General features: G+C 74.3%; 10 protein-coding genes. 4 read left to right on the top strand and 6 right to left on the bottom strand.

The window, feature by feature from the left end; genetic code table 11:
* Positions 1–97 precede the first annotated feature (97 nt).
* Together ACZ4V6_RS09830 and ACZ4V6_RS09835 are read left to right on the top strand one after the other, a co-directional pair.
* The gene (locus ACZ4V6_RS09830; RefSeq protein ID WP_467824546.1) at positions 98–1,141 is read left to right on the top strand and encodes a Gfo/Idh/MocA family protein; all 1,044 of its coding nucleotides are present in this window, start codon (positions 98–100) and stop codon (positions 1,139–1,141) included.
* A gap of 248 nt (positions 1,142–1,389) precedes the next feature.
* Positions 1,390–2,721 carry a SpoIIE family protein phosphatase gene (locus ACZ4V6_RS09835; RefSeq protein ID WP_467824548.1) on the top strand — a complete coding sequence of 444 codons (1,332 nt, stop codon included), beginning with the start codon at positions 1,390–1,392 and terminating at the stop codon, positions 2,719–2,721.
* A 15-nt stretch (positions 2,722–2,736) separates the two neighbouring features.
* Here the strand turns inward: ACZ4V6_RS09835 and ACZ4V6_RS09840 are convergent, their stop codons facing one another.
* The gene (locus ACZ4V6_RS09840; RefSeq protein WP_467824550.1) at positions 2,737–4,245 is read right to left on the bottom strand and encodes a DNA-binding protein NsdB; all 1,509 of its coding nucleotides are present in this window, start codon (positions 4,243–4,245) and stop codon (positions 2,737–2,739) included.
* Between the two features lie 280 nt (positions 4,246–4,525).
* On the opposite strand from ACZ4V6_RS09840, the gene ACZ4V6_RS09845 reads away from it, so the two are divergent.
* Entirely contained in the window at positions 4,526–5,656 is a 1,131-nt protein-coding gene (locus ACZ4V6_RS09845) for an aminoglycoside phosphotransferase family protein (RefSeq protein ID WP_467824553.1), read from the top strand.
* A gap of 264 nt (positions 5,657–5,920) precedes the next feature.
* The gene (locus ACZ4V6_RS09850) at positions 5,921–7,897 is read left to right on the top strand and encodes an N-acetylmuramoyl-L-alanine amidase (RefSeq protein WP_467824555.1); all 1,977 of its coding nucleotides are present in this window, start codon (positions 5,921–5,923) and stop codon (positions 7,895–7,897) included.
* 8 nt (positions 7,898–7,905) lie between these two features.
* Here ACZ4V6_RS09850 and ACZ4V6_RS09855 read toward each other — a convergent pair whose 3' ends face one another.
* The 5 genes from ACZ4V6_RS09855 to ACZ4V6_RS09875 form a co-directional block, all read right to left on the bottom strand.
* The gene (locus tag ACZ4V6_RS09855) at positions 7,906–8,403 is read right to left on the bottom strand and encodes a hypothetical protein (RefSeq protein ID WP_467824558.1); all 498 of its coding nucleotides are present in this window, start codon (positions 8,401–8,403) and stop codon (positions 7,906–7,908) included.
* A 106-nt stretch (positions 8,404–8,509) separates the two neighbouring features.
* Positions 8,510–9,412: a universal stress protein gene (locus ACZ4V6_RS09860; protein ID WP_467824560.1), complete on the bottom strand. Its 903-nt coding sequence runs from the start codon at positions 9,410–9,412 to the stop codon at positions 8,510–8,512.
* Positions 9,413–9,572: 160 nt separating this feature from the next.
* Positions 9,573–9,815, bottom strand: coding sequence for a DUF397 domain-containing protein (locus ACZ4V6_RS09865; RefSeq protein ID WP_356552451.1), 243 nt, complete (start codon positions 9,813–9,815; stop codon positions 9,573–9,575).
* Positions 9,816–9,940: 125 nt separating this feature from the next.
* On the bottom strand, positions 9,941–10,780 hold the full coding sequence (locus ACZ4V6_RS09870) for an alpha/beta fold hydrolase (protein ID WP_467824562.1): 840 nt from the start codon (positions 10,778–10,780) through the stop codon (positions 9,941–9,943).
* Positions 10,781–11,345: 565 nt separating this feature from the next.
* Positions 11,346–12,845 (bottom strand): acyl-CoA synthetase, encoded by a 1,500-nt coding sequence (locus ACZ4V6_RS09875; RefSeq protein ID WP_467824565.1) that lies wholly within the window; start codon positions 12,843–12,845, stop codon positions 11,346–11,348.
* Positions 12,846–12,985 lie beyond the last annotated feature (140 nt).

The following is a 12,985-nucleotide window of genomic DNA, read 5'->3' on the forward strand; positions in this document are numbered from 1 at the left end:
CGTGCCCCGTGGGGCCTTGACGACCGTGAAACCCTGTCCGCCGTACACGTACCCCTCCCCGCGGGTGCGCGGCGGACAGGGAAGGGACGGGCCGAGCGTGAGCGGTCTTCTGGGTGTGGCGGTCCTGGGCGCGGGTCACATGGGCGCCGATCACATACGACGCCTCGACAGAGTGGTGAGCGGCGCCAGGGTCGCCGCCGTCGCGGACCCCGACGCCGCACGGGCGCGGGAGGCCGTGGCCGGGATCGACGGGGTGGTCGTGCACACGGACGCCGAGGCCGCGCTCGACGCGCCCGGTGTCGAGGCCGTCCTGATCGCCTCGCCGGGCGAGGCGCACGAGGAGGCGCTGCTGGCCGCCTTCGCCCGCGGCCTGCCGGTGCTGTGCGAGAAGCCGATGGTGCCGGACCCGGCGGGCGCGCTGCGCGTGGTGGAGGCGGAGGCGCGGCTCGGCCGCAGGCTGGCGCAGATCGGCTTCATGCGGCGGTACGACGCCGGGTACCGCCGCCTGAAGTCCCTGCTGGACGGCGGGCGGCTGGGCCGGCCGCTGATGCTGCACTGCGTGCACCGCAACGTGTCCTCCCCGCCGCACTTCACCTCCGCGATGCTGGTCAACAGCTCCGTCTCGCACGAGATCGACGCCGCCCGCTGGCTGCTGGGCGAGGAGCTGACCGCGGTGACCGTCCTGCGGCCCCGGCCGTCCTCGGGCGCGCCCGAGGGGCTGCTCGATCCGCAGTTCGTGCTCTTCGAGACCGAGCGGGGCGCGCTGGTGGACGTGGAGGTCTTCGTCAACTGCGGTTTCGGCTACGAGGTCCGTTGCGAGGCCGTCTGCGAGGCGGGCAGTGCCCGGATCGGGGAGGCGCGCACCATGGTGGTGACGGCGGCGGGCGGCGCCCGGGAGGAGGTGCCGCAGGACTACCTCGTGCGGTTCGCCGACGCCTACGACCGCGAGGTGCAGGAGTGGGTGGACGCCACCCGGCGGGGGCGGGTCACCGGTGCGAGCGCCTGGGACGGGTACGCCGCCTCCGTGGTCGCCGAAGCCGGCGTCCGGGCCCTGGGGACGGGGATGCGCACCGTGGTCGAGGCGGCACCCCGCCCGGCGCTGCACGCCCCGGACTGGAACAGGGGTCCGACGAACGTCTGAGCGACGACGCACCCGGGGGCCGAGGGCCTCAAATGACTTAGGAACACTACGACTTGGACGGCCACGGACGTACGCCGTCCATGCGCGGAGACCGCCCCGGGAAGACCCTGGCATATGCCAGGAGCACCACCGTATCGTGTGTTGCCGAATCCCTTACGGGCCGTCGCGGGCTGTGCGACAGTCGTAGCGGCCCTTCCGCCACCCCCCGGATCCGCCTCGGTCGTACCGTCTGCACATCGGAGTGCGTCATGTCGTCCCATCTCTCCGCGGACCGCCCGGTCGCCCAGCCGCCGGGCGGCGGCTCGGTCGAGGCACTGCTCTCGCAGACGCGGCGGCTGCGGGGCGACGTGGACGCCGTACGACGGGGCACCGGGCACGACGCGGCGGACCCGCGGGGACGCTGGCAGCGTGCCCTGTGCGACCTGGCGCTCCACCAGCTCACCGATCTGGACGAGCACTTGGCGCAGTTGCGGGACGGCCCGGCCCCCGCGCCGCGGTCCGGATCGCTGCTCAGCCGGGTCGGCAGCGCCGAATGGAACCTGCTGACCGACGAGGCCGACTGGTCCGGTGAGCTCTTCCGGATCCTCGGCCTCGACCCGGCCGCCGGTCCGCTCAGCCTCGACGAGCTGCCGTCCCTGGTGCTCGCCGAGGACCGGTCGAAGCTCACCGCGATGGTCACGGACTGTCTCGTCGACGCCCGGTCCATCGACGGGGAGTTCCGCGTCGTGCGCCCCGACGGCACCGTGAGGACCGTGCACATGATGGGCGAGCCCGTGCTCGACGCCGACGGCAGCACCGCCTCGATGTGGGCGGTGCTGCGGGACGTCAGCGAACTGCGCCGCAGCCAGCGGGTGGTGAGCGAGACCCGTGACTCGCTCCACCGCCACCCGCGGGACGCGGACATCGGGCAACGGGCCGTGGCGGAACCGCAGGAGGCCGTGCCACCGCCCTGGCGCGCCCTCCTGCGGTTCCCGGACCAGGGGCGGCCCGGCCTGGACCTGGCCGCCGGACACCTGTCGTCGACCGCCGACGCACCCGGGTGCGTCTGGTACGACGCGTGCCCGCTCGCCGACGACGACGAGACGCTGCTCGGCGTCGGCGGCCTCGCGGCCCCGGACACCGGCGTGACGCCGGCTCCGGCGATGGTGATCAGTGCCCTGCGCGGCCTGGCGACGGGAGGCGCGCGTCCCCCGCAACTGCCGGAGCGACTCGCCCGCCTGCTGGGAACCACCGCCCTGCCGTCCGTGCGCGACGCCGTGTACTGCGGTTACCGGCCCCGCACCCGAGCCCTGACGTGGGCACGCGCCGGAGCCCCCGCCCCGCTGCTGTTCCGCGACGGAACGGGGCGCGAGCTGGACGAGGGGACCGCGGCGACGCTCGAGGCGGGCGACCTGCTGCTCCTGCGCACCGGCGGACCCGCGCCTGCAACCGTGCACCGCCTCCTCGCCCTGGCACCCCGTCTCACCGGGGCGCGCACGGCGCGGGACGGCGTGCGGATCGTGACGGAGGCGCTCGGCGGATGCGGCGCGTCCGGCCACCGGGACGGCGCCTGTGTGCTGGTCGCCCGGGTGACGTCGTAGGAAAGACGCCGTCCGCTACGCCGGAGCGGTGTTCCCGCCCCTCCCCCCGCCCTTGGACGGCTTTCCCCTCGGCAGCGCGAGTTCGATCTCCTCCCGCAGTTCCTGGATCCTCGGACAGCCGGCGTACTCGGCGGTGAGCCGGTACATCTGACGCAGCCGGTCCCAGGTGCGCTGGGAGGAGTTGGACCCCATCGACACCAGGGCGAGACGCGCGTAACGGTCCGCCTGTTCGGGGTCGTCGGCGATGAAGCAGGCCGAGGCCATCGACAGGTAGTCGAAGATCTTCGAGCGCTGCCGGCCGTCGACCCGCAGGGACAGGGCCTTCTCGGCGTAGTGCTGGGCGTGCGCGGCCGCGCCCGGCTCGAACTCGGCGAGCGTGCGGTAGGCCAGGGCCTGCATGCCGTACAGGTCCTCCTCCTTGAACGTCTGCATCCAGTCGGGCGGCGGTACGTCGGCCTTGTCGGAGACGAAGAGGTCCTCGGCCCGTCCCAGGGTGCGCCGCATCGCCTGGCCCTTGCCCATGGACGCCTGCGCCCAGGCCTCGATGGTGTACAGCATGGCCTTGGTGCGCGGCAGCACCTGCTCACCGGAGCCGGACCGGGCCAGCTTCATCAGGTCCAGCGCCTCGTCGGGCCGGCCCAGGTGCACCATCTGGCGGGCCGCCCGGGAGAGCGCCTCCCCCGCCCGGGGGCGGTCGCCGCCCTCGCGTGCGGCATGGGCGGCGATGACGAAGTACTTCTGGGCCGTGGGCTCCAGACCGACGTCGTGCGACATCCAGCCCGCGAGGACCGCCAGGTTGGCGGCGACGCCCCACAGGCGCCGCTGGAGATGGGGTGGGTGGTGGTAGGCGAGCATACCGCCCACCTCGTTGAGCTGACCCACCACGGCCTTGCGCTGGAGTCCGCCGCCGCGGGCGGCGTCCCAGGCGCGGAACACCTCGACCGAACGCTCCAGTTCCTCGACCTCCTCCGACCCGACGGGGGCGGCCTCGTAACGGTCGTACCCGGCGGGGTCGGCGTGCAGGGGATCGGTGACGTGGGGTGCGTCGGCAGCCAGGACAGGGTCGGTGTGCAGCCAGTCGTGCATGGCGCTGCTGAGTGCGGATCCCGCGGCGAGCGCGGCGCCCGCGCCCACCAAGCCGCGTCGGTTGAGCATGAGGTCCATTCCCGTGAATTCGGTGAGGACCGCCGCGGTCCGCTCGGGCGCCCACGGCACTCCGTCGGGATGCTCCTCGCCCCCGCCGGTCCGCCGTTTCCCCGCACGCCCGTGCCGGACCAGACCGAGGTCCTCGATGGTCACGACACGGCCGAGACGCTCGGTGAACAAAGCCGCCAGCACCCGCGGCACCGGATCGCGCGGGATCTCTCCCATGTCGATCCACCGCCGCACCCGCGAGGTGTCAGTCGCCAGCTGGGGGTGGCCCATGGCCGCCGCCTGCCGGTTGACCAGCCTCGCGAGCTCGCCCTTGGACCAGCCGGCCAGGCCGAACAGATCCGACAGACGGGTGTTGGGTTCTCCGCTCACGTCAAGCCCCCAGGTTCTCGGCTGAGTTGACAGTAGCCCGGTGCGGGTTGCCGGGCGACTATTCGCCACCGTTCGCCAGGGTGCGCCAGATGGTGTGCCACGGGCGGCCGGGTGTCAGGTAGGAATGCGCCACCTCGACCCGGTCGCCGCGGGGGTACTCCCCAGGGTGGCCCCCGGCGGCCGGGCGGGCGGCGCGAAGGCTTCTCGGAGGGCGCACCCGTTCCGGCGGGCACCGCCTCCAGGCAGGCACAGCAGGCACACGAAGGGATCTGTCTCGCCCATGTACGCAGCATCGTCCTCCGTGTCCGCCCCGCAGCGATCGCTCCACCCCCGCCCTGCGGCGGGCGGCGGCCCCTACCTCGCCCCCGCGCGTCCGGCGGCCCCGGTGCTCGGGGCGGGCAGGGTGCGGCGCGGCGCGGGAACCGGCACGCAACCGCTCAGCGGCAGAATCGACCTGTCCGGCGCCCAGGGTGCCCAGCTGCGCACGGCGATCGCCTCCGTGCACCGGATCTGCCCGGAGTTCGCCCCGGTGCAGGTGCTGCGCCGCAGCGGGCGGTCCGTCCTCCTGGTCGGTACGACCGGACGCAGCACGGCTGTCGCCAAGTGTTTACTGGACCACTCCCCCGCGTGGGCCGAACGGGTTCGGCACGAAATAGCGGCATACCGCTCGTTCGTCCGGCACCGCCCGCCGGTGCGGGTGCCGAGGCTGATCGCGGCGGACCCGGACAACGGCACACTGGTGATCGAGCGGATGCCGGGGCGGCCCGCGGCACTGCAGCGGCACCCACTGGAGACGCCGCCGCGGGCGGACATCAGGGCGGTGCTCGGCGCGGTCTGCCGGCTCAACGCCTGGCGGCCGCCGGTCGGGACCTTCGACGCCCCGCTGGACTACGCGGCGCGGATCTCCCGGTACCACGAGCTCGGACTGCTCACCGACCGGGACCTGGGCGACCTGCAGAAGCTGCTGCACGGCATCGCCCACGCGGCCGGGCGTCAGGGCATGGGCCAGTTCTGCCACGGCGACGCGCTGCTCTCCAACATCCTGATGTCACCGGCCGGTCCGGTGCTGGTGGACTGGGAGCATGCGGGCTGGTACCTGCCGGGCTACGACCTGGCGACCCTGTGGTCGGTGCTCGGTGACGCCCCGGTGGCCCGCCGCCAGATCAGTCAGATCGCCCAGTCACAGGGTCCCGCGGCGCGCGACGCCTTCCTGGTGAACCTGATGCTCGTGCTGACCCGGGAGATCCGCACGTACGAGACGGCCGTGCAGCGGTCGATGCGGGAGACGGCCCCGGTGGCCCCGGCGGGTGCCGTGCCCTCCGGGGAGGAGCAGCGGCTGCTGCTGCGGCGGCTGCACGACGACTGTCAGCTGGCCCGGCGGGCCGTGCGCGCGGCGGTCGGCACGCGCTGACGGACCCGGAGAATCCGCGGTGCGCCCTCCGGGGGGCGCGCCGCGGATTTCCTGTGTCCGCGGCGCACGGGGAGGGCCATTGGTGTACTCCACTGACGCTCCGCAGGCCCGTGAGCCGCCGCCACGAAACTCGCCGAAGCCCTGCTGACGTGGGAAATCGCCGCAGTGTCGGCATGATTGACGGATCGTCGGACCGCCGGGTACCACTGACCCCACGCCCGGCCCCGCACACCCCGCTACGCCCGACCGTCACAGGAGGCCGCTTTGCGAGGATCCGCCACCGTTCCCGAGCCCGCCCCCGGCGGCAGACGCGTCCGTACGACGGCAGGTGCCCTGGCCGCGGCGGCGCTGCTGCTGCCGCTGCTCGGTGCGGCCCCGTCCGTCGCCGGGCCGGCCGCACCGCCCGCCCCGGACCGCCTCCAGCGGGCGTTCGCCGCCGCGGCGGCCGAGTACCACGTGCCGCAGTCCGTCCTGCTCGGCGTCTCCTACCTCCAGTCCCGCTGGGACGCGCACGGCGGCGCCCCGAGCGTGACCGGCGGCTACGGCCCCATGCACCTCACCGACGCCCGCACCGCACTGGCCGGGGCCTCGCACCACGGCGGGGGTGCCGAGGATCCGCGCGGCGACGACGCCCGCACCCCGCTGCGCACGCGGGAGGCGGCTCCCCCCGCGGCCGCCGGGCTGCCGGCCCGGCTGACCACGCTGCGGAGGGCGGCCGAGCTGACCGGGCTGAGCCCGGACGCGCTGCGCACCGACCCGGCCGCGAACGTGTCGGGGGGCGCCGCGCTGCTGGCCGCCGCACAGCGTGAACTGGGCGAGCCGCTCAGCGAGGACCCCGCGGACTGGTACGGGGCGGTGGCCCGCTTCTCGGGCGCCGACGACTCCGCCACGGCGGCGGCGTACGCCGACGACGTGTACGGGGTGATCCGCGCCGGTGAGCGGCGGACCACGGACGCCGGGCAGCGGATCACGCTGGCCGCCCGCCCCGGCGTGGCTCCCGACACCGCGCAGTTGGCGCGCACCGGTCTGCGCGCCGCCGCCTCGGCCGGCACCGAGTGCCCGGCGTCGGTCTCCTGCGAGTGGATCCCGGCACCGTACGAGGAGTTCGGGGACGGCGACTACGGCAACCACGACCTGGGGGACCGTCCCGCCTCCCAGCGCATCCGGTACATCGTCGTGCACGACACGGAGGGCACCTGGAACGGCGTCCTGAACATGGTGCAGGACCCGACCTACGTCTCCTGGAACTACACGCTGCGCTCCACCGACGGCCACATCGCGCAGCACGTGAAGGCCGAGGACGTCGCCTGGCACGCGGGCAACTGGTACGTCAACGCGAATTCCGTCGGCCTGGAGCACGAGGGCTTCCTCGCGGACCCGGACGCCTGGTACACGGAGGCGATGTACCGGTCGTCGGCGCGGCTGGTGAAGTACCTTGCCGCGAAGTACGACATCCCGCTGGACCGGCAGCACGTCCTGGGCCACGACAACGTGCCCGGCCCGACCGCCTCGACCGTCCCCGGGATGCACACCGACCCGGGACCGTACTGGGACTGGCGGCACTACTTCCAGCTGCTGGGCCGCCCGATCGAGCCGACCGCCGGCAAGAAGGCGCAGCTGGTGACGATCCGCCCCGACTACGACACGAACCGCCCGGAGTACACCGGCTGCGCCGCCGCGGGCACGCCCTGTCCGGCGCACGGTTCCAGCGAGGTGCGGCTGTACACCGACCACGACGTGAACGCGCCCCTGGTCAAGGACGTGGGTCTCGGCACCACCCCGACGACCGGGGTGAACGACCTGTCCTCGCGGGTCTCCACGGGCCAGCAGTTCGCGGTGGCCGACCGGTGGGGCGACTGGACGGCCATCTGGTACCTGGGCCAGAAGGCCTGGTTCCAGGATCCTCAGAAGGCCCCGGCCGCGGTGCCCGCCTCGGGCCGGCTGGTCACCCCGCGCGCCGGTCTGGAGAGCGTCCCGGTGTACGGGCGCGCGTACCCGGAGAAGGCCGCCTACCCGGCGGACGTCCCCGCCCAGGCCGTGTCGCCGCTGCGGTACACGCTGCCGAAGGGGCAGGCGTACGTGGTGGGCGACGAGGTGCCGGGCGAGTACTACTACGCGGTCACCTTCGACGAGGCGTCCCACCGGGTGGTGACCGGCGAGGACCGGTACTACGAGATCCAGTACGGCCACCGGGTCGCGTACGTGCGTGCCGCGGACGTCACGCTCGCGACCGCGCGGTAGCGGCCGCGTCAGCCCTGCTGGAAAAGCTCCGCCGGGAGCGGCTTCAGCAGGGCGTACAGGTCGTCGGTGATGGGGCGGTCCCAGGCGGCGATGGTCACGAGGACGCCGTCGCTGCGGTCGAACTGCACGCAGGAGATCCGGCTCTCGGAGAGCTTGAGGCGGCGCACGATCAGCAGGTTGTCGCCCTGCATGACCGGCACGTCCTCGGTGCCGACGACGGTGATCTCCTCGTCGTTCTCCAGGGCCAGCAGCAGCTGGGCCACCTCGAAGGGGATCTCGCCCTCGGGGACGTCGCGGGCCGGGGAGCCCTCCGGCAGATTGCCGATGATCATCGCGGGGCCGCGCCCGCCGAACAGGTCGTAGCGCAGGAAGACACCCTGGCAGCTGCCGTCGGGCGCGGGGAGGAGCCCGGCGCCCAGGTTCCCGGGCCAGTCACCGGGGTCCATGGCCAGTACGTCGAAGTCGGGCCCGGCGGGCGTGGCGCTGCGGCGGCGGAGGAACGACATGCCGCCATGGTACGTGGCCGGACCCCCTGGACGGAGTGCGGGCGGACGCCGGGACCGCGGGGTGACGGCGACGGCCGCGTCCGGTCCCCCCGGGAGCCGTGCGGGGTCACTCCTGCGGCGGGGCGGGCGGCACCACCGCGACCGGGGACGCGGCGTGCAGCAGGACGGCGTGGGTGACCGAGCCCATCATGCGGGCGGGGGCCAGCAGGCGCCGGCGGTGGCGGCCGACGACGACCAGTTCGGCGTCCCGGGAGGCCGCGACGAGGTGTCCCGCCGCGTCACCGGCCACGACGTACGCGTCGGCGCGGACGTCGTGGTGACGTCCGCGGTAGGGCGCGAGGAGGCCGTCGGCCAGGACACGGGTCTCGCTCTCGACGGAGACCTCGTCGATCACGAGGGGCATCATCTGGCCCGCGGCGGCCCAGGTCTGCACCGGCCACGGGTAGGCGGCCACGACCTGGAGGCGGGCGCCGCGCCGTGCGGCCTCGGCGAAGGCGAAGGACAGCACCGCGTCGTCGGGACTGTCCACGTGCAGGCCGACGACCACCCGCGGGCCGGGCTCGGCCGGCGGCTCGCCGTGCACCTCGCGGCCGGGGCGGGGCACCACGACGACGGGGCACTCGGCGTCGCGGGCGGCGGCCAGACCGTTGGAACCGAGCAGCAGACTGGCGAATCCGCCGCGGCCACGGGAGCCGAGCACCAGCAGTTGGGCGTCGGCGCCCAGTTCCGGCAGCACGGCGCCCGGTACGCCCTCCATGCCGAGGTACTCCGTCTCCGGCGCGTCGGCCCGGTCCCGCAGACGGGCACGGGCTTCCTCGATCACCGGGTCCTCGCCGGTGTCCGGTGGGCCGGCGACCAGGACGTCGCCCTGCGCCCAGGGGGCGTACTGCCGCACGTGCACCACGCGCAGCGGCGCCGCGCGTCCGCGGGCCGCGTCGACGGCCCAGTCCAGTGCGCGCAGGCTGTCCTGCGAACCGTCGACCGCCGCGATGACCGGCAGGGTCCTCATGGGTTCCTCACCTCCGGAAGGACGACCTCCCCCTCGTGGCGTCAGCCTCGCTCAGGCGGCGGCCCCGAAAGGGTGCTCACGGTCGCGTGTCCGGAAAAACGGGTGGAACACCGCCGGATCGGCCGGACGGCCTGACGCCCGGCGCGCTCCGCGCCGGGCGTCAGGTGAGGTCGAACTCCCCTTCCCGCGCTCCCGACACGAACGCGCCCCACTCCGCGGGGGTGAAGATCAGGGAGGGGCTTTCCGGGCTGCCGCTGTTCCGCATGGCGATGAACCCCTCGACAAAGGCGATCTGGACATCCCCCAGTCCTCGGCTGCTGGACTGCCACTGCGCGTTGCTGAGATCCAGCTCCGGCTTGTGCCAGCCCGTGAGCGGGCGCTGGTGGGTGGTGCTCTCGGCCACGTCCGTGCTCCTCCCGGTTTCGTCGTCCGCGGGCCAGCCTAGCGACCGGGCGGGACCGCCGACAGGCCGTGCGAGGAGCGCCTTCCGGGAGACCCGCGCCGTCCCGCTCCCCGCTGCCGCCCGGCTCAGCCGTGCCCGAGGAAGGCGGCGACCCGGCGGACGAACCACCGCGGATCGTCCTGCCACGGGTAGTGCGCGGCGCCCGGCTGGACCGCGACCTCGGCGTGCGGGAAGACGTCGGCGCAGCGGCGGGCGAGTTCCGGGCGGGGGCCGCCGTCGAGTTCGCCGGCGAGGACGAGCACCCGGGCGGCGCAACGGGCGAGGGCCGCACGGGTGGCGGGCGGGTCGAAGGCGTCCGGGGACAGGCAGACGTCCGCGGCCTCCTCGTTGGTCTCCTCGTCGCCGCGGGCGTCGTGGTCCCGGGCCGCGTCGTCCCAGCGGCCGTGGAAGAAGGGGACGAACACGGGATCGAAGTCGCCGGTCCCGTCCAGCCAGGCCCGAAAGGGCCCGAACGCCTCCTCGAACCAGGGCTCGTCCCCCCGCAGCAGCGCCGCCTCGAGCCGGTCCTCGGCCGTCGCCGGCATGCCCAGCGCCCACGGTGTGGCGGTGACCAGGACCAGCCGCCGCACGCGTGCCGGGTGGCGGGCGGCGTACAGCAGGGCGAGGCTGCCGCCCGCCGAGTGCGCGAGGAGGTCCATGCGCTCCAGTCCGAGGTGGACGCGGAGGGCCTCCACGTCGTCCACGAGCCGGTCGCAGCGGTACGTCGCGGGGTCGTCGGGCACCGCGGAGCCGCCGGTGCCGCGCAGGTCGAGCAGGACCAGCCGGCGGTGGGCCGTCAGGCCGCCGAGGTCGCCCAGGTAGGCGGAGGCGCGCATGGGCCCGCCCGGCAGGACGACCAGCGGATCACCGTCGCCCCGGAGGTGGTAGGCGAGTTCGGTCCCGTCGTACGAGGTGAGGGTCGGCATGGCGCCGATCATGGCCGTCGGCGGCACCGCGCCGCAACGGAGCCGCCGTGGTGCCGCGGCCGGGGGACCGACGGCGCGTCCGGCTCGCGGATGTCCTGCCGTCCGCCTGTTCTCCGGGGAGGGGGTGACGCACGGTGCGCAGGGGGCGGCGGGTCGTGCCGGTGCCGACCGGCCGTGGGCGACGGGCGGCGAAGGCGGCGCCCGGCCGCCCGGGGGCGGAGGAGCCGCCGCAGAGACCCGGTGAGGGCGGTGTCCCGGTCCTGGCGGGTGGTCCGGACGCGAGCACGAGGGTGCGGCCGTACGCGGGGTCCGCGCTGCCCCGGGTTCGACACGGCCGTGAGGACGATGAAGTACCGCTCCTTCGTGACGGCCCCGGGGAAGGCGCACGAGCGGGCCGGCGGAACAGCGGACCGCCGGGGGCCGGGGGCGCCCGCCGCCGCGACCGACGGCAGACGGGTCCGGGCGGTCCACAACGGGGGCTGTCCGACGCCGGGGCCTTCGAGGACCTCCTGAGGGACGTGCACAGCGGCCCCCGGCGGTGGGAGGAGGGCGGACCGGGGCCGGGCTAGGAACCGGCGAAGCGGTCCCGCAGGTCCCGCTTGAGGATCTTCCCGCTGGCGTTGCGCGGCAGGGCGTCCACGAACAGGACCCGCTTGGGTGCCTTGAAGGCGGGCAGCTTCTCGCGGGCGTGGGCGATCAGTTCGTCCTCGGTGACCTCGCCGCGGCGGACGACGACCGCCGTGACCGCCTCGATCCAGCGTTCGTCGGGCAGGCCGACGACGGCGGCCTCGGCGACGGCCTCGTGGGTGTAGAGGGCGTCCTCGACCTGGCGGGAGGCGACCAGGACGCCGCCGGAGTTGATGACGTCCTTCACCCGGTCGACGATGGTGAGGTAGCCGTCGGCGTCCCGGACCGCGAGGTCGCCGGAGTGGAACCAGCCGTCGTGGAAGGCCGCCTCGGTCTCCTCGGGCCTGTCCCAGTAGCCCTCGCACAACTGCGGTGAGCGGTAGACGACTTCGCCGGGTACGCCGTCGGGCACGTCCTTGCCGTCCTCGTCGACCACGCGCGCGTCGACGAACAGGACGGGCCGCCCGCAGGAGTCCATGCGGCCCTCGTGCTCGTCGGGGCCGAGGACGGTGGCGAGGGGGCCGATCTCGCTCTGGCCGAAGCAGTTGTAGAAGGCGAGGTGCGGGAGGCGCTCGCGCAACCGCTCCAGGACGGGCACGGGCATGATCGACGCCCCGTAGTAGGCCTTGCGCAGGCCGTCGAGGTCACGGGTGGCGAAGTCGGCGCGGCTCGCGAGGCCGATCCAGACCGTGGGCGGTGCGAACAGGCTGTCCACGCGGCCGGCTTCGATCAGGTCGAAGAGGCGGTCGCCGTCCGGTGCGTCCAGGATGATGTTGGTCGCGCCGACGGCGAGGTAGGGCAGCAGGAAGACGTGCGTCTGCGCCGAGTGGTAGAGGGGCAGCGCGTGCACGGGGCGGTCGCCGGCGCCGAGGTCCAGGGCGGTGATGGCGCTGAGGTACTCGTGCACCAGGGCCCGGTGGGTCATCATCGCGCCCTTGGGCAGCGCGGTGGTGCCCGAGGTGTAGAGCAGCTGCACCAGGTCCTCGCCGTCCGGCTCGGGCCCGTCGTACGCGGGTGCCGTGGCCAGCCGGTCGAGCAGGCTGCCGTCGGCGTCGCGCAGCGCCAGGGTGCGTACGCCCTCGGGAAGGCGGCCGGCGAGGTCCGGGTCGGCGAGGACGAGCGCGCTGCCGGACTGGCGGACGATGTGGGCGAGGTCGTCGCCGGTGAGGTTCTGGTTGACCGGGACGTGCACGAGGCCCGCGCGGGCACAGGCGAGGAAGGCGATCAGGTAGGCGTCCGAGTTGTGCCCGTAGGCGCCGACCCGGTCGCCGGGGGCGAGCCCCTGGTCCCGCAGGACGCTCGCCGCGCGGGAGACCGCGGTGTCGAGTTCCCCGTACGTCCAGGAGCGGTCGCGGTACTCCACCGCGACGCGCGCGGGGGTGCGTCGGGCGCTGCGCCGCAGCACCCCGTCGACCGTGCTGCGGTGTCCGGGCGTCATGGCATGATCCTCGGCCGGTACGGGGGGCGGGTCAAGACGTGTGCGGGTGACGCCCCGGCTCGTGCTGTCATGCCACTGACACGTTCACATACCGACTGGTACGCTCAGCCGCCCCTTCCCCAAAGACGTCGGGAGGCACC

This window comes from Streptomyces sp. NPDC029152, assembly GCF_055564355.1.